Raw genomic sequence first — 24574 nt, forward strand, 5'->3', positions numbered from 1 at the left:
AACGGGGTGGTCACAATTAGACGTCTATACAGCGGTTGCTGCGTTGCGTCAATACTTCGTCGTGCCGGTAGATTGGGTCGCCTTATAACGGGCCGTCATGTCTGCCGCCGTAGAAATCATTTGTACGGCCATCCGCGCGTGCCTAGCTTGGGTGCTCCAGCCATGCATCTCATGGAGCCTGAGGTTCGATGAAGCTTTACCCATTGTTCGCCGATCTGTCCGGTCGCCAGGTACTGGTAGTGGGTGGTGGCGTGGTGGGTGAGCGCAAGGTGGCCGCTTTGCTCGAGGCCGGCGCGCAGGTGACCGTGGGGGCGCCCGACCTCACGCCTGCGCTGCACGGTTTGGCGAACGATGGCCGGGTGCGATGGGTGCGCGGCCCCTTCGAGGATGGCTGGCTCGATCAGGCATGGCTGGTGATTGCCGCCACGTCGGATGCCGAACTCCATCGGCATATCGCTGCCTTGGCCGAATCCCGACGTATTTTCGTCAACGTCGTCGACGACGCGCAGCAATCGAGCTTCCACGTGCCGGCGGTGATCGACCGTGCACCGGTCACGATCGCGATTTCAAGCGGCGGCCACGCACCAATGCTTGCGCGGTTGCTGCGCGAACGCCTCGAAGTATTGATCGACCCTGTGATCGGTTCCGTTGCCACACTGTTGGCGCAGATGCGTCAACGCATCCGTACACGACTGCCTGACATCGCGTTGCGGCGACGGTTCTACGAGCGCCTTTTGAATGGACCCGTGCAAAGCCTGCTTCGCCGTGGGCAATGGGCGTTGGCAGAGGCATCGACCGAGCGATTGCTGGATGCGACCGAAACCAAGCCGGCCGGTTCGGTCGTGCTGCTAGGCGCCGGCCCCGGCGATCCCGGCCTGCTCACGCTGCGCGGACTGCGTGCCTTGAACGAAGCGGACGTGATCCTGCATGACCGACTGGTCAGCGTGGAGGTGCTTGGCCTGGCCCGCCGCGACGCTCAACGGATCGAAGTGGCCAAGCAGGCGGGCAACCATCACACCACGCAGGAACAGATCCACGCCCTGATGCTGGAGCACGCTGCGGCAGGCCGGCGCGTCGTGCGCCTGAAGGGTGGCGATCCATTCGTATTTGGCCGCGGTGGCGAGGAACTTCAATTCCTGCGCAGCCACGGCATTCCCTATGAGGTGGTGCCGGGCATCACGGCGGCCTTGGCGTGCGCCGCGTATGCCGGCGTGCCACTGACGCATCGCGATCATGCGCAGTCCGTGCGGCTGGTGACGGCGCACTGCCAGCAGTCCATCGATACGCTCGATTGGCCGGCGCTGGCGAAGGAGCGCCAGACGCTCGCGGTCTACATGGGTACCGGCGAGCTGGGCCTGATTGCGCAGCAGCTGATCGCGCATGGCCGCGCCGCGAGCACGCCGTTCGCCCTGGTGGAAAACGGCACGCGGGCGGAACAACGGGTGATCGTCGGCACGCTGGCGAGCCTGGTTGAGCAGGCTGAGCGACACGGCGTACGGTCCCCCGCGCTGCTGATCATCGGCGAGGTGGCCAGCCTCGCCACGTCGCTGTCGTGGTTCGGCAGCCAGCCATTGGGCGGCCCCGCGCAAACGCTGCCGCTCCCCTCGACGCCGGTCGCGGCTTGACACAACTTTTGCTTTCACGGGCGCACCATCGCGCCTCATGCCACCTTTATCCATGCCGCGTCCCGGAGTCACTTCATGATTTACGACAGCATCCTCGACACCATTGGCAACACGCCGATCGTGCGCATTCATCGTCTGGCGCCCAAGCACGTGACGCTGTACGCCAAGGTGGAGGCATTCAATCCGGCCGGTTCGGTCAAGGATCGTCTTGCTTACGCCATCATCATCGACGCCGAGCAGCGCGGTGTGCTCAAGCCCGGCCAGACCGTGGTGGAGGCCACGTCAGGTAATACCGGCGTGGCGCTGGCGGCCGTTTGCGCCGCTCGCGGCTATCCTTTCGTGGCAGTGATGTCCGATTCCTTTTCGGTCGAGCGGCGCAAGCTGATGCGCGCCTATGGCGCCAAACTGCTGCTGACGCCCGCGGCGGAACGCGGCAGCGGCATGGTGCGCAAGGCGAAGGAGCTGGCCGATAAGCACGGCTGGTTCCTGGCCAGCCAGTTCGACAATCCGGCCAATCCCGCCTATCACCGCAACACCACGGCCCCGGAAATCCTGCGGGATTTCGCCGGCAAGCGGCTGGATTATTTCGTCACTGGTTGGGGTACCGGCGGCACGCTTACCGGCGTGGGCGAAGTGCTGAAGGTGGCGCGTCCGGAAGTGAAGATCATCGCCAGCGAGCCGGTCGGCGCGGCGCTGCTTTCGGGCAAGGAATGGCAGCCGCACAAGATCCAGGGCTGGACACCGGATTTCGTGCCTGCCGTGCTCAATCGCGCTGTCGCCGATCAAATCCTTCCCGTCGACGACGTGTTGGCACGCGATACCGCGCGTGATCTGGCGCAGAAGGAAGGCATCTTCGTCGGCATCTCCGCTGGCGCCACGGTGGCTGCGGCATTGCAGGTGGCGAAAGATGCGCCGGAGGGGACGGTGTTGTTGGCGATGTTGCCCGATACCGGCGAGCGCTATTTGTCGACCTTCCTGTTCGAGGGTGTCAATGAGGGGTCGGACGAGGTGGAGTGAATAGGCGTTCGTCTGCCCGCAGCCTTGGGCGTGGGCAGACATCTGTGGGAGCGCACCCTGTGCGCGACGAGCCGACGGAGCGATTCGCCCAAGCGTGGCTGTCGCGCACAGGGTGCACTCCCACAGGAGATAGCCGCTCACGGAGAGGGGGCGCGCCTCAGCGGGCAAAGGCAAGAGCTTCAGCGCATCGCCACCCTCCGCTGATGCATCTCCCACTCCTCAATCAACTTCCTCCCCACATTCGCCAACGCATCAATGGCCGGCAGCAATTCACGCCCCAGCGTGGTGAGCGAGTACTCGGCTGACGGCGGCGACGTAGCGAGTACGCGACGCGTCACCAGCCCTCGCGTTTCCAGCTCGCGCAAACGCGCACTCAACACACGTGCGGAAATTTTCGGCATGTCGTGGCGCAGCTCGCCAAAGCGACGTGGTTCGCCGCTGAGTTGCCAGATCACGTTTGGGGCCCAGGCGCCGCGCAGCAGACCCAGCACTTCGCTGAGCGGGCAGGTGGGTGCTGGGCAGACTTTGCTCTTGCGTAGCGGCAGACCCATGGGGTGCTCCTGGGGGACTTCGGTAACTCGGCGGTTACCGGATTTTAGAGGTTACCGGCGGTTAGGTGGTATCCAACAGTAACCATGATCGCTAGCATCGGTGGCTTTCGCGAACCCGGATCGCGTTGATCCCGTCCCCTAAGGAGAACCACCATGAAGCTCTACTACGCTGCTGGCGCCTGTTCGCTGTCGCCGCATATCGTTGCCCTGGAAGCGGGTATTCCGGTGGAACTGATCAAGGTCGACAACAAGGCCAAACGCACCGCGAGCGGCGAAGACTTCCTGCACATCAACCCCAAGGGCTATGTGCCGGCGCTGCAGTTGGAGAGCGGCGAATTGCTCACCGAGGGCACGGCCATCGTGCAGTACCTGGCCGACCTCAAGCCCGAGAGCGGCCTGGCACCCGCCAACGGCACCACGGCGCGTTATCGCCTGCAGGAAATGCTGGGCTACATCAACTCCGAGCTGCACAAGAGCTACTCGCCGCTGTTCAAGCCTGACACGCCGGACGCCGTGCGCGAGGAGCGCCAGGCCTACTTGCGCAAGCGCTATGCCTTCCTGGAACAACATCTGTCCAAGCACGACTGGCTGATCGGCGACCAGTTCACCGCCGCCGATGCCTATCTGTTCACCGTGACGAACTGGGCGCAGCACGTGAAGCTGGATCTGTCGGACTTCCCGGCGATCGTCGCCTTCCAGCAGCGCGTGGCGTCGCGCCCGAAGGTGCAGTCGGCGCTGCAGGCGGAAGGGCTGCTCAAGGCGGCCTAAAAACGAAGGGCCGCGCATGCGATGCGCGGCCCTCGTGGTGAAGCAGCAATGTTCAGCGATCAGATCTGCTTGGCCAGCGGCTCGGCCAGACCGATATAGCCGCCGGGCGTGAGGTCGAGCAGGCGCTGCTTCGCGTCGGCGGGCAGGTCCAGGCCGGTGATGAAGCTGCGCATGGAGTCCTTGGTGATGCCCTGGCCGCGCGTGAGTGCCTTGAGCTGTTCGTACGGCTCGGGCAGGCCGTAACGGCGCATCACCGTCTGCACGGCTTCGGCCAGCACTTCCCAGCTGGCGTCGAGGTCGGCGCCGAGGCGGTCGGCGTTCACGGTGAGTTTGCCCAGACCCTTCTTGAGCGATTCCAGCGCGACCATGGTGTGGCCGAACGCGGTGCCGAGCGCACGCAACACAGTGGAATCGGTAAGGTCGCGCTGCCAGCGGCTGATCGGCAGCTTCTCGGCGAAATGGCCAAGCAGGGCGTTGGCGAGGCCGAAGTTGCCTTCGGCGTTTTCGAAGTCGATCGGGTTGACCTTGTGCGGCATGGTCGAGGAACCCACTTCGCCGGCCTTCAAGGCCTGCTTGAAGTAGCCCAGCGAGATATAGCCCCAGATGTCGCGCGCCAGATCGATCAGGATGATATTGGCGCGACGCACGACGTCGCAGTACTCGGCCACGCCGTCATGCGGTTCGATCTGCGTGGTGTAGGCGTTGTAATCGAGGCCAAGGCTTTCCACGAAGCGCTGCGAAAAACCGCGCCAGTCCAGCTCCGGATAGGTGATGGCGTGCGCGTTGTAGTTGCCCACGGCGCCGTTGATCTTGCCCGGCACGTCCACCGCGGCCAGCTGCTTGCGCTGGCGTTCCAGGCGGGCGACCACATTGGCCAGCTCCTTGCCCAGCGTGCTGGGCGACGCCGTCTGGCCGTGCGTGCGCGATAGCATCGGCAGGCCTGCATTGGCGTGGGCCAGGTCGCGCAGCTGGGCGATGATGCCGTCCAGCGCGGGCAGCAGCACCTGGTCGCGCGCATCGCGCAGCATCAGGGCGTAGGACAGGTTGTTGATGTCTTCGCTGGTGCAGGCGAAATGGACGAATTCCTTGGCTTGCGCCAGCGACGCGTCGTTGCCGATGCGTTCCTTGATGAAGTACTCCACCGCTTTCACGTCGTGGTTGGTGGTGGCTTCGATGGTCTTGATGCGCGCGCCGTCCTCCACGCTGAAGTCGCCCGAGATGCCCTTGAGCTTGGCCACCTGGTCGGCGGTAAACGCGGGCAGCTCGACGATGCCCGGGTCCGCGGCCAGCGCCAGCAGCCATTCGATTTCAACGTGCACCCGACGGTGCATGAGTCCGAACTCGCTAAAGATCGGCCGCAGGGTTTCGACCTTGCTGGCGTAACGGCCGTCCAGGGGGGACAGGGCGGTCAGGGCATGGGAGGACATCGGGGGTGTTCCGGAGGCGGGAAAGGGGGGATTTTACAACAGGTTGAGCCGAGGCCTCGGCCGCCGCAGCGACCCTTGTAGGAGCGCACCTTGTGCGCGACCCCAGCGCGTCGGCACTTTGTGGGAGCGCACCCTGTGCGCGACAGACCTACGGAGCGGTACACCCCAGCGTGCCTGTCGCGCACAGGGTGCGCTCCCACAGACAAGCTGGGACGCTATCCCCCTTGGCGGCGCCCTAACACGCCCCGACCTATATTCCCGAAATCCCACCGAGGAATCGCAAGGACATGACCCAGTTCCGCATCGAACACGACAGCATGGGCGAGTTGAAGGTGCCGGCCAAGGCGCTTTATGGCGCCCAGACGCAGCGCGCCGTCGACAACTTTCCCATTTCCGGCATGCATTTGCCGCGCTCTTTCATCCGCGCGCTGGGCCTGATCAAGGCCGCGGCTGCCGATGCCAATTTCCTGCTGGGTTACCTGAAGAAAAACCAGGCCCATGCCATTCGCAAATCGGCGCTCGCCGTGGCCCAGGGCGAGTACGACGATCAGTTTCCGATCGACGTGTTCCAAACGGGCTCTGGCACCAGCACCAACATGAATGCGAACGAGGTGATTGCCCATCTGGCCAACAAGGCGGGCGGCAAGATTCACCCCAATGACCACGTCAATTACGGGCAAAGCTCCAACGACGTCATTCCCACCGCGATTCATGTCAGCGCCACGCTCACCACCAGCGAACAGCTGCTGCCGGCGCTCAAGCACCTCAAGCGCACCATCGATCGCCGTGCGCGCGAGTTGCGCAACGTGCCCAAGACCGGCCGTACGCACCTGATGGATGCGATGCCGGTGACGTTTGGCCAGGAGCTGTCCGGCTGGGCCGCACAGATCGGCAGCGCTATCGAGCGCATCGAAGACAGCCTCAAACGCATGCGCCGCCTGCCGCTTGGCGGGACGGCCGTGGGTACCGGCATCAATGCCGATCCGAAGTTCGGCGCCGCCGTGGCGCGCGAATTGAAGAAGCTCAGCGGCGTGCGTTTCGATGCGGCGGAAAACTTTTTCGAAGGCATGGCCGCGCAGGACGCCGCGGTGGAATTGTCCGGCCAGCTGAAGGCGCTGGCCGTCGCGCTGATGAAGGTCGCGAACGACTTGCGCTGGATGAATTCCGGCCCGCTCGCCGGCCTGGGCGAGATCGAGTTGCCGGCGCTGCAGCCGGGTTCGTCGATCATGCCGGGCAAGGTGAATCCGGTGATTCCGGAGGCGACGGCGATGGTCGCCGCGCAAGTGATCGGCAACGATGCGGCGATCACCATCGCGGGTCAGTCGGGCAATTTCCAGCTCAACGTGATGCTGCCCTTGATCGCGCACAACCTGCTGCAGTCGATCGAGATTTTGTCCAACGTCAGCGTGCTGCTGGCGGACAAGGCGATTGCCGGTTTCAAGGTGAATACGGCGCGGGTGAAGGAAGCGCTGGACAAGAATCCCATCCTCGTCACCGCGCTCAATCCGGTGATCGGCTATGAGAAGGGCGCCGCGACGGCCAAGAAGGCCTATAAGGAGAAGCGCCCGATCATGGATGTGGCGCTGGAAACCACCGGGCTCTCAAAGGCCGAACTGCAGAAGCTGCTGGATCCGATGACGCTGACGCGTGGCGGTATTCACGGTGGTGGGGGCGGCGGCTGACAATGTGGGAGCGCACCCTGTGCGCGACGCTCGTGCGTTAAGCGACGCATCGCAAGTCGCGCACAGGGTGCGCTCCCACAAAGGCGGTCCCGTCAGTGCTTGGTATCCTTGCGGCACTTCTCGACGTTCTCGTTGCTCACCGCCGTGGCATAGGGCTTGAATGCGTCGAGTTGCGCTGCCAGCGCGTCCTGCGCGGATTTCATGTCTGCCACGTCCTCGCAGATCTTGGCGGCGGCCTGCTTGATGGTTGCAGCCGCTTCTTCGACTTTCTGCTTGGTTTGCTCGGCGGTGTCGGCGCCGGTCATCTTGCCGGCCACCGCACCCAGCTCCTTGGTGGCGGTGGCTACGCCCGCCTTGCCCGCCTCCATGGCGTGTTCGCGCATTTGTCGAGCTGCGCCGTTGTATCGCTGCAGCAGTGTGCGCTGTGCGTCGTTGATCGCCACATCGTGGCCATCGATGGCCAGCTGCCCGTTCTGATCGACCGTAGCGTCAGGGGCGCCGGACGCCTTGATGGTGACCTGTCCGTCATGGAGCGTGATGTGGCCGTTGATCACATCGGTATCGCCGCCAAAGATCTGGACATCGTTGCCCGAGCTGCAGGCGGACGTCAGCACGGCAAGGGCGAGCACGCAGGGCAGGTAACGGAACGACATGGCAACACTCCGTGGTGTGAGGGGTGAAGTCTGCCGCGGCTTGGGCGGCTTGAAAAGTTTGTCCCGCCTGCACCCCGCGTCCTTGCGGAAGATGCAGGCGGGACAAGACCGTCGATCAGCTGTCGTCGCGAACCCGGCGGAACCACACGGCGGCGGCGATCAGGGCCAGGCCGGCGATCACACCAATCCACAGGTCAGGCGAGGCGAGCAGGCCGTAGGTGTGCATCGGCGACAGTATCGCCAGCGGATCGTTGTCGTTCATGTCGCCCATGTTCAGCGCGCTGTGCCTGTCGAACACCAGGTTGGAACCCGGGAACACGCTCAACAGTGCGCGCTGTACGACGTTGGCCCAGAACCATGCGGAGGACAGGTTGAACATGCCCATGATGCCGAACCAGCTCACCAGCAGACCGAGTACCACCGGCACGGCCACCGCCCACAGGAAGGGCTTGCTGCGTGCGCCGGCCGAGCAGAGCATCAGCCAGCCAACGGCGGGCAGGGCCCAGAGTGCGTACAGCGGGACATTGCTCACCAGCGAAGCCACGGCGCGCAGCGGATGACTCAGTGCCAGCAGCTGCCACACGTTGATGCCATGGAAGGACAGCACGATGGAGAAGATGAACAGCTGCAGCAGGCCGCAGATGATGCTGACCACGACCGCGATGACCGGTGCCACGACGGCGGCACTCACGACCTTGGACAACACGGTGCTCGTGTTGGAAATCGGCAGCGACTTCCAGAACAGCACGCTGCGGTCGCGGCGGTCGTCATAGAGCGAGCCGAGGCAGTAGAACAGCACCACGATGCCCATCACGATGCCGATGAAGCCCATCGAGGAAATCATCGCCACGTCCGCGGCCGCACCGACTTGTTTCCAGTCGCCGGCATCGGCGTGCTGCATCATCATCTGGATGTCGTTGCCGCCGATGCGTACGCCATGGCGCGCGCTGAGCACTTCGGCGGTGATGATGGCCATCACGTTGAGCACCAGGAACACGCCGCCCGTGACGATCGGGGCCCACAGGAAGCCACCGCGGTGCTCCCAGAATTCTCGCTTCAGCAACCAGTAGAAGGTTTTCATGCGTAGGTTCCCTTCATGGTGGCAACAAACAGGTCGCTGACCGTCGGGCGACGGACTTCGCCCATGCTTTCCAGCGTGGCGCGGTCGGCGCCGTCGAACAGGAAGATGCTCTTGCCGAACACCTGTCGCTCATCGAGCGGCTTCATGCTGCGGGCGGTGGCGGCCTTGTCGGCACTCACCATCACTTCGGCGAATCGTTCGCCCACCGTGTCCATGTCGGTATCCAGCACGATCCTGCCGTCGCGGATGAACATCAGGTCGGTGAGGATGTTTTCGATCTCCTCGACCTGGTGCGTGGTGACGATGATCGTCTTGTTCTCGTCGAAATAATCTTCCAGCAGGCTCTGGTAGAACTGCTTGCGGTAGAGGATGTCCAGGCCGAGCGTAGGCTCGTCCAGCACCAGCAGGCGGGCGTCGATCGCCATCACCAGCGCCAGGTGCAGCTGCACGATCATGCCCTTGGACATCTGCTTCACGCGCTGCTTGGGAGTGAGCTTGGTGCGCGCCAGGAAGGCTTCGCACTTGGCCCGGTTGAAGCGCGGGTGCACGTTGGCCACGAAATCGATGGCCTCGCTTACCCTGATCCAGCGCGGCAGCACCGCCACGTCGGCGATGAAGCACACCTGTTCCATCAGCTGGTCGCGCTGCGTGCGTGGATCGAAGCCCAACACATTCAACTCGCCCTTGAAATCGGTGAGGCCGAGAATGGCCTTCAAAGCGGTGGTCTTGCCGGCCCCGTTGGGACCGATCAGGCCCACGATGCGGCCGGACTCGATGCGAAAGCTCACGTCGTTCAGCGCGTGCGCGTTCTTATAGGTCTTGTTCAGACCGGTGGCCGTGACAACCGCGTTCATGACAGGCTCCCTTCGCTGCCCGCGCCATTGGGGGCTTCGCGCAGCAGGGTCTTCAGGTCCAGCCCCAGGCGTTGCAGGCGGGCGAAGAGCGCGGGCCATTCCTCCCGCAGGAAGCGCTCTCGTTCGGACTTGAGTAGCGCTTCCCTGGCTCCATCGATGACGAACATGCCCAATCCCCTCCTTTTTTCCACCAGTTGATCGTCGACCAGTTCCTGATACGCCTTGGAGACGGTGAGCGGATTGATTTGGAAATCCGCAGCAACCTGGCGTACTGACGGCAGCGGGTCGCCCTCGTTCAAGGCGCCGTCCAGAATCATCGCCACAACGCGTTCGCGGAGCTGGCGGTAGATCGGGACGCTGTCGTTCCAGGTGATGGTCATACTGTTATTCCTTGCTGATACGGCCGAACTTCGTGCTACCGAAAGAATAGTAGGGCATGGCCAGCTGGCTCCCGAGCACCACGTTGGAGGTGGCTTCGGCGGACAGCAGCGGGGCAGTGCTCAGGGTGGCGACGTTGGCGTCGGCCAGCATGGCGGCGGCGCGCATGTCTTCAGCCGTGGGGCGGACCGTGACCGGAGCCAGGTCGATGACCTTGACGCCGTTGATCTCACTGACGGGGAGACTGTTGACGTTGGAGTTGATGGCGGCCAGGCCAACCGTAGTAAACAAGGCGGCGGCGGTCAGGGCTAGCAGGTTATTCGCTTTCATGGCGTTCTCCTTTAGTGCTCTCGTGGACCGGTGTTGTAGTGAACTATAACACCATATCCGGCGGCGTCAATAGCTGGGATAGAAATTCGCAACATGACTGATGGCCTATAAGGCTGAACGAGGTCCGGGGCAGGCCAAGGCCCGGAAGCTGACGCTTATGGTCTGCGCGGAGGCGGGTCGCCGGCAGGGCCAGGCATCAGCTATCGCAGGTGACAGCCATCACCTGCACGCACGCGCTGCGGGCAGCGTGGTTCAATGACGCTCGTTGTTTTGGGCACAAGGAACGCTGCATGGACGTCGGTCTGGCTGGGCAGGTCGTGGTGATCACGGGCGCGAGCAAGGGCATTGGCCTGGCGTGTGCGCAGGCTTTTGCACGCGAAGGCGCCAAGGTGGTCGGCATCTCGCGCAACCTCGCGCACCTGCATGCCGCGCAGCACGACCTTGAGCGCGAAGGGCTGCGCATGGACGTCGCCCCGGCTGACCTGCGCGAGATCGTCGCCGCGCAGATGGTGGCCGAATACATCGAAAACGAATTCGGGCCGATCGACGTGCTGGTGAATTGCGCCGGCGCCGCGCGCCGCACGCCCATCGCGGATCTGCATGCCGACGCGCTGCACGATGCGATGCAGGCGAAGTACTTCACTTATATGCACATGATCGATCCGGTGATCCGTCGCATGGCAGCACGCGGTCACGGCAGCATCGTCAATGTGGTGGGCCAGGGCGGCCGGCAGGTCAGCCCCGTGCATATCGGCGGCGGGGCGGCCAATGCAGCCTTGATGCTCGCCTCGGTGGGCTATGCCAGTGCCTATGCATCCAAAGGCGTGCGTGTGAACGTGATCAATCCTGGACCCACGCGCACCGGGCGCTTGCAGGAAGGCCTTGATGCCTTGGCGCGCGCCAGCCATCGCTCCATCGATGAAGTGCTGGCTGACCAGCTGGCGGAAATTCCCATGGGACGCATGGCCGAGCCGCGCGAGATCGCCAACGTCGCTGTGTTCCTTGCCTCGCCGCTGGCCAGCTATGTCACCGGTGCAGTGATTGCCATGGATGGCGGGAAGACCGGCGTCCCCTGAAGGTTGCCGTTTGGCGGTGGACGTAAAGACGTCCATATCGTTTTTGGTGTTTCATCTGGTGCATCGGCCGTGGACGTGATCGCCGCTACGGCCTTTCGGACGTATGGAACGAAGGCTGCCGCGCAGTAGCAGGCAATTCGCAGGTTTGTGCATGGCCGCACGCTTCGCCATCGCCAGGTTGTGCATCGCGTGACTATTCACGTTTCTTTTATGCAGGTTTCTTTAATCGTCTCTGCCGAGTGACGATGTGCTGCTGCGCCAGCGCGCGAAACCGGTCGAAGGGCCCGATTTCATGCGTTGCGCACATGCTCCACGGAATGCTGGCCAGCGAGCGGTCGAGGATGCCGCAAGCGCGGAGCAAGCCATCGTCGGCAGGGGCATGAGCGTGGAGACGCAGTAGGGGCAGCGCATTGGCATTGGCCAATCAGTTTCCGCGGATCGTGTGGGTTCGTTGGTAGAGGCAGCAGCGCGGGGGACGAGGTTTGCCTGACCAGCCAGCCCGTTTTCGACGTTCCGTCACTGACCCAGGGCGACATTCCATGCGGCACCTTCGTCACGTTTGTTGGGGTTTACTGCTGTTGGGTAGCTGGGTGGTGTTTAGCGCCGATGCGCAGCCCCTCCAGGACGCAGCGCGTGGCGTCGCCCAGCCGGCTCCCGCGACTTCGGCGCCAAGCAGCGATGCCTTGCCGCAAGCCGTGCCCGCCGGGGTGGCACGCGACCTCACGCTGAAGCAGATGGGCGTGTTCGGCCCGATCAAGCTGCGCGGCCAGGACCCCAATGGCACGTTGAATGTGGCCGTGCGCAACGATGAAGTGGTGACCGGCGCAAAGCTGCGGCTGGTCTATACCTATTCGCCGTCGCTGATCTATTCACTCTCGCACCTCAAGGTGTTCCTCAACGGCGAGGTGGTCGCCACGCTGCCTTTGGACAAGGAGGAGGCGGGGCAGACAGTGACCAAGGAGGTGGTGCTCGATCCTCGCCTGTTCACCGACTTCAACCGCATCGGCGTGCAGATGATTGCGCACTACACGCTCGATCATTGCGAAGACCCGTATCACACCTCGCTGTGGACCGACATCAGTCCCGATACCACGCTGACGCTCACCACCTCGGAAATCGGATTGCCCAACAGCCTCGCCCTGCTGCCAGCGCCGTTCTTTGATCGCCGCGACAACCGGCCGTTGGTGGTTCCGTTCCTGCTGCCCGCGCATGCCGATGCGCAGACGCTGCGCGCGGCTGGCGTGGTGTCGTCGTGGTTCGGCGCCCTGGCCGGCTGGCGCGGGGCACGATTCCCGGTGGTGCAGGCGCCGCCGACCGATGGGCATGTCATCGCCTTCGCCCTGCCCAACGCCATGCCTGAAGGCGTTAAGCTGGGCGAGATCAAGGGTCCTACCGTCGTCGTGATGGCCAATCCGGCCAGCCCGCCCCAATCGGGCCGCAAGCTGCTTGTGCTTGCTGGGCGCGACACCAAGGAGTTGCAGGAAGCGGCCAATGCGCTGGTGCTTGGTCAGGTGGGCATGTCCGGTGACCAGGCCATCGTGAAGTCGGTGGATCTGGGGCCAGGGCGTCGTCCATATGACGCACCGAACTGGGCGCCGGTGGATCGACCGGTGAGCTTCAAGGAACTGGTCACTGATCCGGCGCAGCTCGAAGCGGCCGGTTTCAATCCGCAGCCGATCCGCGTCGACATGCGGCTGCCACCCGATCTGTTTGCGTGGGCGCGCCACAGCGTGCCGTTGAACGTGCATTACCGCTACACGGCGCCATCCAACTACAACGACTCGGTGCTCAATATCGGGGTCAACGATCAGCTGCTGCGCTCGCTGCGACTGCGCCCGGCCGATCCTTCCGGCGTCGAGCGTCAATTCAACGTGCCTTTGCTGTCGAGCTCCGAAGCGCGTGGCGCGGAAGAGATTCGCGTGCCGGCGCTGCGCATCGGCAGCACCAACCAGTTCCAGTTCCAGTTCCACATGGATTCGCAGAAGAACGGGCTATGCGTTTCCGCGGCCACCGACAGCGCACGCGCGGCGGTGGATCCCGACTCGAATGTCGACTTCAGCCAGTTCGTGCACTACACGGCGATGCCGAACCTGGCGTTCTTCGCCACCAGCGGATTCCCGTTCACGCGCATGGCGGATATGTCCGATACCGCCGTGGTGATTCCCGATACGCCGGACGCGCACGAACAGGAAGCCCTGTTCACCATGCTCGGGCAGCTGGGACGCTGGAGCGGCCTGCCGGCTTTGCGTGTATCGGTGGTGCCTTCCAGCGCGGTGGATTCAGTGCGCGATCGCGACCTGCTGGTGATCGGCACCGGCACGGCCGGCGAGTTGATGGCGAAGTGGGGCAAGGGCTTGCCCATGCTGATCGAACGCAGCGAGAACGATTTGTCCGTGCGTGAACTCACCGATCGCCCCAAGGGCCAGGGTCCGGTAGCGCGTGCCGCGATGAGCGTGAATGGACCCACGGCTGCCTTCGTCGGTTTCCAGTCGCCGTACACCAAGGGCCGTAGCGTGGTGGCGCTCGCGGCCAATGCATCCGATCAGCTGGGTGATCTGCTCGACGTGCTCGGCGACGACACCAAGCTGGGTGAAGTGCGTGGCGACCTCACCGTGGTGCGGCAGAAAGTGGTGGTGGGGCTTACCGTGGGCGATGCCTATTACGTGGGACATCTGCCCTGGTACGCCTGGCTGTGGATCCACATTTCCAGGTATCCGGCCTTGATGGCGCTGGCCGGCATACTCGCGGGCCTGTTTGTGGCACTCACGGTGTTCTGGGCGCTGGGCCGGCTCGCCGCACATCGACTTGAGCGGTGATCCATGCGCCGCGCATCGATTCTGCTGCTACGCGCGCTGCTGGTAGTTGCCGTGATGTTCGCCACCGGCCATGCGCGGGCTGCGTCCTGCGCATGGCCGGACTGGGAGCATTTCAAGCAGGGCACGCTCAGTGCCGACGGCCGTGTGATCGATGCGAGCACACCCGAGCAGGTCACCGTGTCCGAAGGGCAGGCGTATGCGCTGTTCTTCGCGCTGGTGGCGAACGATCGAACCACGTTTGATCGTGTACTCAACTGGACGCAGAACAACCTCGCGCAAGGCGATCTGACCAAGCATCTGCCGGCCTGGCAGTGGGGACGCCATGCATCGAAGGACGCCGCCCAAAGCTGGGGCGTGCTCGACGGCAATGCAGCCTCCGATGCGGATATCTGGATTGCCTATACGTTGCTCGAGGCGGGGCGTTTGTGGCGAGAGCGCAGCTATACCGCGTTAGGCACGGTGCTCGCTCAGGCCATCGTGGCGAAGGAAACGGCGGTGTTGCCCGGGCTAGGCCGCACCGTGTTGCCGGGTCCCGTGGGCTTTCATCCGCAGGACGATGTGTGGCGACTCAATCCCAGTTATGTCCCGCTGCAGGTGATGCGTCACCTGATGAGCGCGTTGCCGCAGCAAACGGAATGGAAGGCCATCCTCGACAGCTCGACCAGGCTGGTCACCGGCACGGCGCCGCATGGGTTCTCTCCCGACTGGGTGATGTACAAGCGCGACCAAGGCTTTATCGCGGATCGGGCCAGCAAGGCCGAGAGCGCATATAACGCGATTCGAGTGTATCTGTGGGCAGGCCTGCTGGCGCCGGATGCGCCGGAGCGTGCCGCGGCGCTCGCCACGTTCCGTCCGCTGGCCGACTTTGTGGCCGCGAACGGCTTTGCGCCTGAGCGCGTGGACACGCAAACCGGAGCTGCGGCGAGCAACGAAGGTAATGCCGGTTTCTCCGCTGCAGTTGCGCCTTATCTGGCGGCACTCGGGCGCAACGAGCTGGCGCAAGCGCAAGTGCGACGCACGCGCACACTCGCCGCGCAATCGCCACTGGGCTACTACAGCCAGGTGCTGACCTTGTTCGGCCTTGGCTATCTCGATGGCCTGTACCGCTTCGATGCGAACGGCGCGGTTGTTCCTGCCTGGACTACGACGTGTCCCGCGGCGCGCTGAACCATCTGTTCGCACCCGCCATCATGCTGCTGATCGTCGGCGGTGCGATGCCGTCGCTGGCGTTGGCGCAGGCCACGGCCAATGCGCCCAGCCCTGCGATGAAACAGCTGCTCGATTCGGCTCGTGTATGGCAGGCCAAGAACCGACCGGACATGGCGCGCGGCATCGTAGAAAAAGCTCTGCTGATCGATCCCACGCAACCCGACGCGCTGGCCCTGATGGGGCAGATCGAGCTCAGCTCGAATCGTCCCGCCGAAGCAGCCAAGCGTCTGCAGCAACTGCAGGCGCTTTATCCCAAGCATCCGGCCACGCTTGAACTGGCGGATGCCTATCGCCTCGCCACCACCGACAAGACCTCGCTGGCCAAGGCGCGCCTGGCGATGCGCGCCGGTCAGTCGCAAGAGGCGTGGCAGCAGATGCAGGCGCTGTTTCCGCGCGGTGCGCCCAGCGGGTCCTTGGCCGGCGACTACTATCGCGCGATGTCGGCGGCGGGCCAGCGCGACAAGGCCTTGAACGAATTGCGCGAACGTATGCGGCAGGATCCCGACGATCTGGGTCTGGCCCTGACGCTGGCGGACATGCTGACCGATCGGGCGTCGACACGATTGGAAGGCCTGGACATCATCTACCGCGTTTACCAGCGGCAGGACGCCAACCGTCCGCAAGCCATGGAACTGTGGCGGCGCGCACTCAACAGCGCCGGCAGTGATGATCCCGCGTACTACGTGTGGTATCAGCGCTATCTCAAGGAAGTGCCCAACGACGACAGTGCCAAGGCAGCGCTCGCGGCGCTGGCCAAGAAGGGCGGCGCCAACTACGTACCGCCGCCGAAGGGCGCAGCGCCTGCGGCTGAGACATCGACGACTTCCTCTTCACCGGCACGTTCAGCGACCTCGCGCCAAGGCGAGGCGCTCGGCGAGCAAGGCCTGGCGAAGATGCGCGAAGGCAAGCACGACGAAGCGCGTGCCTTGTTCGCCCGTGCGCTCCAGCTCGATCCGGACAACGCCGGCAAATGGCGCAGCCTGATGGCCACGGCGACTTTTTGGGGAACCCTGTCCAAGGCACGTGCGGCTAACGACCAGGGGCATCCGGAGCAGGGCGAAACGCTCGCCCGCGAGGCTTTGCGTCAGCAGCCCAATCAGAATGATGCGAACAAAGTGCTCGCCACCTCGCTGATCGCGCAACAGCAATGGACGCAAGCCGAGGCGGTGCTTCGCCCGATGGTGGAGGCGAAGCAGCCGGATGTCGATGCGCTGGAGTTGCTGGCCAAGGTGCTCATCGCCACGCATCGCACCGAGGAACTGTCGCCGCTCATCGCCCGGGTGCAGCAACGCTACAACGGTTCCAGCGACGCCATGATCGCGTTACGCGCGCAATTGCTTTCCATCGAAGCGGACCAGTTGATTGCCGACGGCAAAAGCGGTGCGGCGGTATTGAAGCTGGAGGACGCCGTGCGCCTCACGCCCAAGGACGCTTGGCTGCGCTACACGCTGGCCCGCCAGTATCGCGACCTGGATCTGCCCGCATTGGGCCGCGCGGTGATGGAAGACGGCCTGCGCGCCGCGGCGACCCCCGACATGCGCTATGCGAGCGCCCTCTATCTCAATTCGCTGGACGACATCGACACCGCCAGCAGTGTGCTTGCACCGATACCTGCGGGCCAGCGTTCCGATGGCATGCGCGAACTCGCCGCCAGCCTCAAGGCGCAACGCGACCTGCGCGAGGTGCATCAGCTTCAGGCCAAGGGTCGCCAACAGGAAGCGCGTGCGCTGCTCGACCGGATCGCGCTGGATGTGCGCGACGACCCGCAGATGCTCGCCAGCGTCGGGCGCGAATGGATCAGCCTGGGAGAGCCCGACAAAGGCTTGAAACTCGTAAGTGATTGGCTGGACGCGCATCCGGAAGATCCCGCCATCGGCGTGCGCCTGCGCTACGGCGAGCTGCTCGGTTCAGCCAATCGCGACGACGCGTGGCGTGCGTGGATTGCCGATGCGCGATCACGCCCCGGCGTCACCGCCGAACAGCAGGCGCAGTTCGACGATCAACTGCTGCGCTTGTCGATGCGCAAGGCAGGGCGGCAGATCGACGCCGGCGATCTCGCGGGAGCGGACCGTACACTGGACGAGGTACCCGGACACAGCAAGCTGGAAAAGCGCTGGCTGCTCGCCCAGGCCGATCTCCGCGAGGCCCATCGCGATTATCGCGGTGCAGAGGTCTACGCCCGCAAGGTGCTGGAAAATCATCCAGGCGATGCCGACGCGCGACTCACCATCGCGCGCATGGAAGAGCGCATGGGTCACCGCAAGACCGCGCTGGCCATGGTCGACGACGTGCTGGCCGATACCGCGCCGGACGATGTCGACACGCGGCTGGCTATCGCGCGTCGTTATACCGCCCTGGGCCGCAATGAGCAGGCGCGAGCCGTGGTCGATCCGTTGCGGCAGCCGTATGCCGATCGCTCCGATGTCACCGTGCAGTCGGCTCGCATCGCACAGTCGCAAGGCCACTATGACGACGCGGCCCAGCTCTACCACACGGCATTGACGCAAGAACAGGCGGAGGGCGAGACGCCTAGTCCCGATGATGGACTCACCTCGGCGCAGCGTGCCTTGCAGGGTCTGGACGATCGCCGGCAAGGGCAGATCGCCACCGGCGTGATCCAATCCAACGAGTCGGGCAGCAGCGGCATGTCGCGGCTGGATGCCACGGAGATTCCGGTCTATCTGCGAATTCCGGATGGCTACGCCGGTCACTATTTTTTCCACGCCGACACGGTGCTGCTCAATGCCGGCACCTTGCCCGCGGATCGGTTTGATCCGGCCTTCGAGTTCGGCAAGATCGCCGCGCTCGGCAATGCCGGGCTGCATCCGATCGATCAGACCGACAAGGGCGTCGCGCTGGCGGCCGGCTACGATTTCAATGGCGCAAGCAACAGCTGGCGCGCCGACATCGGCAGCACGCCGATCGGCTTCACCGTCAACAGCATCCTTGGCGGATTTCTCTATCGCCACGATTTCTACGACTCATCAGTGACGCTCGACGTATCGCGCCGGCCGGTTACCAGCAGCCTGGTGTCGTACTCGGGAGCACGCGATCCCGTCACCGGCGAAGCCTGGGGGGGCGTGGTGCGCAGCGGTTTCACCCTCCGCGGCGCGCAGGATTGGGGCCGAACCACGCTGTTTGCATCCGTCGGGTTTGGCGTGCTCACCGGCGAGAACACCGAGACCAACCATGAGTTCAAGGTGCGCACCGGCATCGACGTGCCGGTCTACGTGGGCGTCGATCAGCAGTTTTCCAGCGGCCTGGTGGTCAACTACTGGCACTACGCGAACAACCAGCATTTCTACACTTTCGGCAACGGCGGCTATTACAGCCCAGGTCGCTATTTCTCCGCATCCATTCCCTTGGATTGGACCGGTCGTTACCAGCGCTGGTCATGGGAGTTGGAGGCCTCGGTCGGAAACTCCTCCACCAACGAGGAAGAGGCGCCGTACTTCCCCACGCGGCCGGATCTTCAGCGCCAGGCGGTGGCGCGCATGGCTGCTGCGGATCTGGGCTCGCCGTACTTCGGCACCGGTTCGGGCGGCGGCTTCAGCTATACGGTGGCAGCGGCGCTGGAATACCGGCTCACGCCGCACTGGGTGATCGGCACGCGATTCAAGCTCGATCGTTCACGCGATTACGCGCCCAACCTTGGCACGATCTACCTGCGCTACTTCTTCGACCAGCAACGGCTGCCAGTGCCGTTCCCGCCCAACCCCGTCAAACCATATTCCGCGTACTGACGGGATCACCCTGCCGCTAGGGACGAGAGTCGTGACGAACCTTCCTCCATCGCCTTACGAATCGACCGATCGAGCAACGCCACGCGCGCTGCTGCGGCTGAATCAGTCGCTGGCCATCGAAGGATTGCCGTCGTCCTTGTCGGCGCTGGCGACGGGGCAGGTGTATGCGGTGTACGCCAGCCGCTCACCGGCACGCGACGCGCTGTTCTGGAAGACCGCGGCGCATGCGCTGCTCACGCCGGTAACGGTGCTTTCCACGCGCTCGGCCGAGGACGTGGCGCAGGCGCTGCACCAGCACGGCATGGATATCGATCACCCAGGCGCGGTGCATCCCAAGTCCAATGTGTGCAGTTTGAAAATCCCGCCGAACCGCGACGGTTGCGATGTGCTGATGGAGTCCTTGCAGGCGCTGTCGGCCCAATGCGCGACACCAGCAAGCCAGTTCCTCGTCGAAGGCGTGGCGACCTGCTTCGCCTGGCAGGATCGCGCTGCGCTGATTCGGCAGGGTGCCTCGTTGGCAGGCTGGTGCGCGCAGACGCGGCACACCGTGCTGCTGGTGATGTTGCCGCCGCTGGTGGAGCAGAGCGGCGATTTCCGCCCGCTCACGGATTTCCAGATCCAGTTTGCCGGCGCCGCGCAACTGGTGCACGTGCAAGGCGAGTTTCGATGGGAGGTGGCGTTCTGGCGGGACAATCGCGGGGCGCTGTCGGCCAGCGAATCCATTCCATTGCGCTTTTCCGCCAGCGATCACCGCTTGATCGCCGTGCCGGACGATCCCGCCAGTGGCGAAGTGGCCGGCATGCTGGCACCCGATGAGAGCGTGGTGATGGTGGCGCAGGGCACCGTGGCGCGCGAGCGGGTGGTGCCCAAGGGTTGGCAGGTGTTGCCGGACAACGAAGCGCTGGTATCGGCAGCGAGTCGGGCGGTGGCGGCTACGGTGATCCTGCACTACGGCATCAACGAAAGCGTCGCTTCGCTTGCCAAGCAGGTGAACTATCTGCGTCGCCAATGCGGCAAGGCACTGAAGATCCTTATCCGCGAAGACAACGTCAGCATCCGTTATGAGCTGCTGATGCTGACGCTGGGCGCCAACGCCATCATCGCGCGCAGCATGCCGATGGCGCAGGTTGAGATCGCCGTGGACGGTGTACAAGGGCAGCTGTTTTCACGCCCCGTGCCGGACGATTACGTCAGCGCGCTATCGGCTGCCATGCGCGATTCCACCACTGGCTATGTGCCGGCGCACCGCTTCATCCAGTTGGTGCGCGAGGCGGTGGAGCGCAGCCGCCCGATACGCCTGCCCAACGTATTGCTGCGCTTGCCGCTGGAGCCCGACGTGGCGGGCATCGATGCGCTCCAGGCCTGCCGCATCCGCCGTACCGGCGATCTGTGCACGGCCAGTGGCGACAGTCTCTATCTGTTCTTTTTTGCCTGTCACGTGGAGAACGCGGGCGAGGCGATGGAGAAGGTGTTCGAGCGCCCGCTCTCGGAGCTGTTCCGCGGCGAGCTGCGCTGCGGCGATCGTGAAACCATTATTTCCACACTCGATGCTCTCGAAGAAGAGATAGCCGAGCTCCCGCCGCCCGATTACACGGGTCTGGTCGCAGCTCCCGAACCGATCGCGTCGCCGGTGCCGCCGGTTGCGGAGTCGTCGGCGGAGAGCGTGGAGGTCGAGGCGACGCCGTCGGGGCTTCCCATGCTTGGCAGCACAGACGCCATCAACGCAGCAGCCACGGCCACCATGCGCCGTCCACCACGGCCGGCTTCGTTGCCGCTGAAGGCAGGGAGGTGACGCGGGCATGAGCACCTTCCTGGGGTACTTCATCGTGGGCCTGGTACTGGCTGCGCCGCTATGGTGGCTGTCCTGGCGTTTTCGGCTCGGTTCCTTGCTGTCGCGTATCCATTCCTTGCTTCGTCGGCGCAAGATCCAGTTGCCGCCGCAACTGGAAGGCCTGGTCATCCTTGGCAAGCGCCAGGGCGGCACGGGAAAGAAGGCATGAAGACGATTGCCATCATCGCTTCCGTCGGTGGTGCAGGGCGCACCATGCTTACCGCGTCGCTCGCAGGTCTGCTGTCGGAACGTCGGCATGCGGTGTTGGCGGTGGAATGTGATCCGCGCAACGTACTGACGTTCTATTGCGGCTTGCGCACGCCTGCCCGGCAGGGACTCCACTCGCAGGTGCTTTCCAGCCACGATGAGTGGAGCGATGCGGCGCTGCAGACGGACGATGGCGTGCTGTGGCTGCCTTGGGGTGAAGCGCGTGGCGATGCCGCGCTCGCCTCGACTGCCGCCATGTCAGCCGCCCTGCATCAGCAGCCGACGTGGTTGCGTGATCTGCTGGCGCGAGTCGACTTGCCCGGCCATGGCGTGACCCTTATCGATACGCCGACCTGGCCCTCCGTCTACGCCGCGCAAGCCATGGCGGCGGCTGATCTGGTGATGGTGGTGGTGCCGCCCGAACCGCTGGCCTGCGCCACGCTGCCGCGCTTGCGTGCCGAGCTGAAGGCGCTCGGCAAGGAGATGGTGTACGTGGCCAATGCCGTGTCGCCAGCGTCGCAGTTGCATACCGACATCCTTGCCTTGTTGCGCGACACGCTGGGTGCGGCGCTTTCAACCTATCGCGTGCATGCCGACAGCGGCATACCCGAAGCATTGGCTCGCAACGAAAGCTTCGTGCACAGCGCGCCGCATTCGCAGGCAGCACACGACATGCAGGGCCTGGCGACCTGGCTGTCGAGCTGGCTTCGACGCGCTTACCAGTCCGGCGCGGCGGCGGGAGGTTCGGCGTGAACACGCCTGTCGCCAGCTCGGCCCTCTCGCGCTTGCGCAGCACGCTGGCGCAGCAGCTAGGCGTGGACGCCGAGGCGGGGCGCGGTGCGTGGCTGCTGCGCTTGGTGTTTCGTCCGCCGCCGCCAGGCCAACGCGATTGGCCTGCCTGGTGGGCCGAGCAACTGGGACGGCGACTGCGCGTCGAGCTTGCCGTGGGTGAAGACGAGGGCATCGGTACCTGGCTAAAGCGGATCTTTTTCCGCCCCCACCGTCGTCGCGTGCGTTTGTCCACTAACCTGCGCAGCGCGCGGCATCATCGCGGCGCGCGCCGCCGTTCGATGTTGCTGGGCCGTATCGGTCATTGGCTCGCGCCGGTCCATGGCATCGCGGGCCGGGCAGGGCATGCGGTGACTTCAAAGCTTCCGTCGGTACCGTGGGCGCGTATTGGCGAACGCGTGAATCATTGGTCGTCCGGACTGGATCGCGTGCCGCATCTCAAGCCGGTGATCCTCCTGCTCGCCCTGACGGTGGCGGTGGGGTTCTGGACCACGCCCTTGCCCATCGCCGACCAATTCCGCTTGTTTATCGCAGTGCTGGTAGTGATGGTGGTGGCGCGGCGGATCCCCGGGCGCTGGCCGACCATGCTGATGGTGTCGCTGTCGATCCTGATGACGGGGCGCTACATGTGGTGGCGCATCACGCAGACGCTCAACTTCGCCACGCCGGTGGAGGCGTTGTTCGGATATCTGTTGTTTGCGGCGGAAATCTATACCTGGATCGTGCTGTTCTTCGGCTATATCCAGACTGCCTGGCCGTTGAACCGCCGTCCCAAGCCGCTACCCGACGACACCGACAGCTGGCCCACCGTGGACGTGTATATCCCGACCTATAACGAGCCGCTGTCGGTGGTGAGCCCCGCGGTGCTTGCCGCCAAGAGCATGGACTGGCCGCACGACAAGCTGCGCGTCTACCTGCTCGACGACGGCAGCCGCGAAGAGTTCCATCGCTTCGCCAACGAAGTGGGCGTTGGCTATCTCACCCGCGAAGAACACCGCTACGCCAAGGCCGGCAACATCAACCACGCATTGGCGATGACCAGCGGCGAATTCATCGCCATTTTCGACTGCGACCACATTCCTACGCGCTCCTTCCTGCAGACCACCATGGGCGAGTTCATCGCCGATCCCAAGTGCGCGATGGTGCAGACGCCGCACCATTTCTTTTCGCCCGATCCGTTCGAGCGCAACTACGACACCTTCATGCGCATTCCCAACGAGGGCAGCCTGTTCTATGGCTTGATCCAGGATGGCAACGATTTCTGGAACGCCACCTTCTTCTGCGGATCGTGTGCAGTGATTCGCCGTGCTCCGTTGATGGAAGTCGGCGGCATCGCCATTGAAACCGTCACTGAAGACGCGCACACCTCGCTCAAGATGCATCGTCGCGGCTACCGCACCGCCTATCTGCGCATCGTGCAGGCGGCGGGCCTGGCCACGGAGAGCCTGTCCGGCCATATCGGCCAGCGCATTCGCTGGGCGCGCGGCATGGCGCAGATCTTCCGCATCGACAATCCGTGGCTGCGCAAAGGTCTCACGTTCTTCCAGCGCATCTGCTACAGCAACGCGATGCTGCATTTCTTCTATGGCATTCCGCGATTGATTTTTCTGTGCATGCCGTGCGCGTACCTGTTCTTTGGACTGCATGTCTTCGGCGCGGACGCCATCTCGGTGATGGCCTACGTATTGCCCTACCTGTTCGTGTCGGGCATGGCCAACTCGCGCATCCAGGGCCAGTACCGCCATTCGTTCTGGGCCGAGGTCTACGAGTCGGTGTTGGCCTGGTACACGGTGTTGCCCACCACGGTGGCCTTTATCAATCCGAAGAAGGGCAAGTTCAACGTTACGGCCAAGGGCGGGCTGATCGAGCAGGAGTATCTCGACTGGGCTACCTCCAAGCCTTACGTGTGGCTGTTGGCGCTCAACCTCTGCGCGCTGGTGGCGGGCATCGTGCGTATCTTCACCACCCAGCGCGATGAACCGGCGACGGTGCTGATGAACATGGTGTGGGCGCTGTTCAACGTGGCGATGCTGGGGGCCGCCGCGGGCGTGGCGAAAGAGGCTCGGCAAGTGCGCGTCTCGCATCACGTGCCACTGGTCGTGCCCGCGACCCTGGTGCTGCCCAATGGCAAGACCATCGCGTGCCGCACGGAAAACTATTCCACCGGCGGCCTCGGCATCATCCTGCCCGAGCCCTTGGAGCTCGATCGCGGCAGCCCGTTGGGCGTGGCCCTGTCGCGTGGCGATATCGATTACTACTTCCCCGCGGTGGTGGCGCGCAACAGCGGCGTCCACCTCGGCATGAAATTTGAGGAGTGGTCGTACGAAAAGGAGACGCAGCTGATCCAGTGCACTTTTGGCCGCGCAGATGCCTGGGTGCGCTGGGAAGAAGAGCTGGTTCCCGATGCGCCTCTGCACAGTTTTGTCGAAGTGATCGAGATGGGTTACCAGGGCGTGCTTCGTTTGTTCGATGCCTGCCTGGACGCCGCCGAGTCGGCCGTCGTGCGCCGGCCGCGCCAGTCGGGAACGGAGTAAGGC

The 24574-nt window shown here is 64.2% G+C and carries 19 protein-coding genes; 12 read left to right on the forward strand and 7 right to left on the reverse strand.

The features are described 5' to 3' along the window. The first annotated feature begins 188 nt into the window (after nt 1–188). Nucleotides 189–1625: a siroheme synthase CysG gene (gene cysG / locus AC1DMY_RS07835; protein ID WP_477164408.1), complete on the forward strand. Its 1437-nt coding sequence runs from the start codon at nt 189–191 to the stop codon at nt 1623–1625. 75 nt (nt 1626–1700) lie between these two features. Further along, the gene (gene cysK / locus AC1DMY_RS07840) at nt 1701–2642 is read left to right on the forward strand and encodes a cysteine synthase A (RefSeq protein ID WP_477164409.1); all 942 of its coding nucleotides are present in this window, start codon (nt 1701–1703) and stop codon (nt 2640–2642) included. Between the two features lie 179 nt (nt 2643–2821). Here the strand turns inward: cysK and AC1DMY_RS07845 are convergent, their stop codons facing one another. Beyond that, nucleotides 2822–3193, reverse strand: a complete 372-nt coding sequence (locus AC1DMY_RS07845) for a winged helix-turn-helix transcriptional regulator (protein ID WP_477164410.1) — start codon at nt 3191–3193, stop codon at nt 2822–2824. Between the two features lie 153 nt (nt 3194–3346). Between AC1DMY_RS07845 and gstA the strand changes: the two genes are divergently transcribed. Beyond that, the gene (gene gstA, locus AC1DMY_RS07850) at nt 3347–3961 is read left to right on the forward strand and encodes a glutathione transferase GstA (protein ID WP_477164411.1); all 615 of its coding nucleotides are present in this window, start codon (nt 3347–3349) and stop codon (nt 3959–3961) included. Between the two features lie 59 nt (nt 3962–4020). Here gstA and purB read toward each other — a convergent pair whose 3' ends face one another. Beyond that, a complete protein-coding gene (gene purB, locus AC1DMY_RS07855; protein ID WP_477164412.1) occupies nt 4021–5388 on the reverse strand; it encodes an adenylosuccinate lyase in 1368 nt (455 codons plus the stop codon). A 287-nt stretch (nt 5389–5675) separates the two neighbouring features. Between purB and AC1DMY_RS07860 the strand changes: the two genes are divergently transcribed. Then, a complete protein-coding gene (locus AC1DMY_RS07860; RefSeq protein ID WP_477164413.1) occupies nt 5676–7070 on the forward strand; it encodes a class II fumarate hydratase in 1395 nt (464 codons plus the stop codon). A gap of 92 nt (nt 7071–7162) precedes the next feature. Here the strand turns inward: AC1DMY_RS07860 and AC1DMY_RS07865 are convergent, their stop codons facing one another. The 5 genes from AC1DMY_RS07865 to AC1DMY_RS07885 all read right to left on the reverse strand — a co-directional run bounded on the left by AC1DMY_RS07865 (nt 7163) and on the right by AC1DMY_RS07885 (nt 10366). Beyond that, complete coding sequence (locus AC1DMY_RS07865; protein WP_477164414.1) at nt 7163–7723, reverse strand: DUF2884 family protein; 561 nt, start codon at nt 7721–7723, stop codon at nt 7163–7165. A 115-nt stretch (nt 7724–7838) separates the two neighbouring features. After that, a complete protein-coding gene (locus AC1DMY_RS07870; protein ID WP_477164415.1) occupies nt 7839–8804 on the reverse strand; it encodes a hypothetical protein in 966 nt (321 codons plus the stop codon). After that, nucleotides 8801–9658 (reverse strand): ABC transporter ATP-binding protein, encoded by an 858-nt coding sequence (locus AC1DMY_RS07875; RefSeq protein ID WP_046970273.1) that lies wholly within the window; start codon nt 9656–9658, stop codon nt 8801–8803. Before AC1DMY_RS07875 ends, AC1DMY_RS07870 begins: the two co-directional genes overlap by 4 nt. After that, complete coding sequence (locus AC1DMY_RS07880) at nt 9655–10038, reverse strand: GntR family transcriptional regulator (RefSeq protein WP_477164416.1); 384 nt, start codon at nt 10036–10038, stop codon at nt 9655–9657. Before AC1DMY_RS07880 ends, AC1DMY_RS07875 begins: the two co-directional genes overlap by 4 nt. Nucleotides 10039–10042: 4 nt before the next feature. Beyond that, entirely contained in the window at nt 10043–10366 is a 324-nt protein-coding gene (locus AC1DMY_RS07885) for a hypothetical protein (RefSeq protein ID WP_477164417.1), read from the reverse strand. Nucleotides 10367–10656: 290 nt separating this feature from the next. Here AC1DMY_RS07885 and AC1DMY_RS07890 point away from each other — a divergent pair, with 290 nt between their 5' ends. From AC1DMY_RS07890 to bcsA, 8 genes are all read left to right on the forward strand, one after another. Further along, on the forward strand, nt 10657–11442 hold the full coding sequence (locus AC1DMY_RS07890; protein WP_477164418.1) for an SDR family NAD(P)-dependent oxidoreductase: 786 nt from the start codon (nt 10657–10659) through the stop codon (nt 11440–11442). Between the two features lie 539 nt (nt 11443–11981). Next, nucleotides 11982–14258: a cellulose biosynthesis cyclic di-GMP-binding regulatory protein BcsB gene (gene bcsB, locus AC1DMY_RS07895; protein WP_477164419.1), complete on the forward strand. Its 2277-nt coding sequence runs from the start codon at nt 11982–11984 to the stop codon at nt 14256–14258. Nucleotides 14259–14261: 3 nt separating this feature from the next. Further along, the gene (gene bcsZ, locus AC1DMY_RS07900) at nt 14262–15425 is read left to right on the forward strand and encodes a cellulose synthase complex periplasmic endoglucanase BcsZ (RefSeq protein ID WP_477164420.1); all 1164 of its coding nucleotides are present in this window, start codon (nt 14262–14264) and stop codon (nt 15423–15425) included. Continuing rightward, nucleotides 15407–19210, forward strand: coding sequence for a cellulose synthase subunit BcsC-related outer membrane protein (locus AC1DMY_RS07905; protein WP_477164421.1), 3804 nt, complete (start codon nt 15407–15409; stop codon nt 19208–19210). Before bcsZ ends, AC1DMY_RS07905 begins: the two co-directional genes overlap by 19 nt. 31 nt (nt 19211–19241) lie before the next feature. Beyond that, a complete protein-coding gene (gene bcsE, locus AC1DMY_RS07910) occupies nt 19242–21002 on the forward strand; it encodes a cellulose biosynthesis protein BcsE (protein WP_477164422.1) in 1761 nt (586 codons plus the stop codon). 7 nt (nt 21003–21009) lie between these two features. Then, on the forward strand, nt 21010–21210 hold the full coding sequence (locus AC1DMY_RS07915) for a hypothetical protein (protein WP_477164423.1): 201 nt from the start codon (nt 21010–21012) through the stop codon (nt 21208–21210). Next, nucleotides 21207–22001, forward strand: coding sequence for a cellulose biosynthesis protein BcsQ (gene bcsQ / locus AC1DMY_RS07920; protein ID WP_477164424.1), 795 nt, complete (start codon nt 21207–21209; stop codon nt 21999–22001). The genes AC1DMY_RS07915 and bcsQ overlap by 4 nt, the downstream gene beginning before the upstream one ends. Further along, nucleotides 21998–24571, forward strand: a complete 2574-nt coding sequence (bcsA, locus tag AC1DMY_RS07925; RefSeq protein ID WP_477164425.1) for a UDP-forming cellulose synthase catalytic subunit — start codon at nt 21998–22000, stop codon at nt 24569–24571. The genes bcsQ and bcsA overlap by 4 nt, the downstream gene beginning before the upstream one ends. The last annotated feature ends 3 nt before the right edge of the window (nt 24572–24574 follow it).

The organism is Dyella sp. 01L423, assembly GCF_056399945.1.

What these genes read in the sequence shown, in the direction of transcription:
- cysG (WP_477164408.1), top strand. Translation starts at nt 189, where the DNA reads ATGAAGCTTTACCCATTGTTCGCCGATCTGTCCGGTCGCCAGGTACTG.
- cysK (WP_477164409.1), top strand. Translation starts at nt 1,701, where the DNA reads ATGATTTACGACAGCATCCTCGACACCATTGGCAACACGCCGATCGTG.
- AC1DMY_RS07845 (WP_477164410.1), bottom strand. Translation starts at nt 3,193, where the DNA reads ATGGGTCTGCCGCTACGCAAGAGCAAAGTCTGCCCAGCACCCACCTGC.
- gstA (WP_477164411.1), top strand. Translation starts at nt 3,347, where the DNA reads ATGAAGCTCTACTACGCTGCTGGCGCCTGTTCGCTGTCGCCGCATATC.
- purB (WP_477164412.1), bottom strand. Translation starts at nt 5,388, where the DNA reads ATGTCCTCCCATGCCCTGACCGCCCTGTCCCCCCTGGACGGCCGTTAC.
- AC1DMY_RS07860 (WP_477164413.1), top strand. Translation starts at nt 5,676, where the DNA reads ATGACCCAGTTCCGCATCGAACACGACAGCATGGGCGAGTTGAAGGTG.
- AC1DMY_RS07865 (WP_477164414.1), bottom strand. Translation starts at nt 7,723, where the DNA reads ATGTCGTTCCGTTACCTGCCCTGCGTGCTCGCCCTTGCCGTGCTGACG.
- AC1DMY_RS07870 (WP_477164415.1), bottom strand. Translation starts at nt 8,804, where the DNA reads ATGAAAACCTTCTACTGGTTGCTGAAGCGAGAATTCTGGGAGCACCGC.
- AC1DMY_RS07875 (WP_046970273.1), bottom strand. Translation starts at nt 9,658, where the DNA reads ATGAACGCGGTTGTCACGGCCACCGGTCTGAACAAGACCTATAAGAAC.
- AC1DMY_RS07880 (WP_477164416.1), bottom strand. Translation starts at nt 10,038, where the DNA reads ATGACCATCACCTGGAACGACAGCGTCCCGATCTACCGCCAGCTCCGC.
- AC1DMY_RS07885 (WP_477164417.1), bottom strand. Translation starts at nt 10,366, where the DNA reads ATGAAAGCGAATAACCTGCTAGCCCTGACCGCCGCCGCCTTGTTTACT.
- AC1DMY_RS07890 (WP_477164418.1), top strand. Translation starts at nt 10,657, where the DNA reads ATGGACGTCGGTCTGGCTGGGCAGGTCGTGGTGATCACGGGCGCGAGC.
- bcsB (WP_477164419.1), top strand. Translation starts at nt 11,982, where the DNA reads ATGCGGCACCTTCGTCACGTTTGTTGGGGTTTACTGCTGTTGGGTAGC.
- bcsZ (WP_477164420.1), top strand. Translation starts at nt 14,262, where the DNA reads ATGCGCCGCGCATCGATTCTGCTGCTACGCGCGCTGCTGGTAGTTGCC.
- AC1DMY_RS07915 (WP_477164423.1), top strand. Translation starts at nt 21,010, where the DNA reads ATGAGCACCTTCCTGGGGTACTTCATCGTGGGCCTGGTACTGGCTGCG.
- bcsQ (WP_477164424.1), top strand. Translation starts at nt 21,207, where the DNA reads ATGAAGACGATTGCCATCATCGCTTCCGTCGGTGGTGCAGGGCGCACC.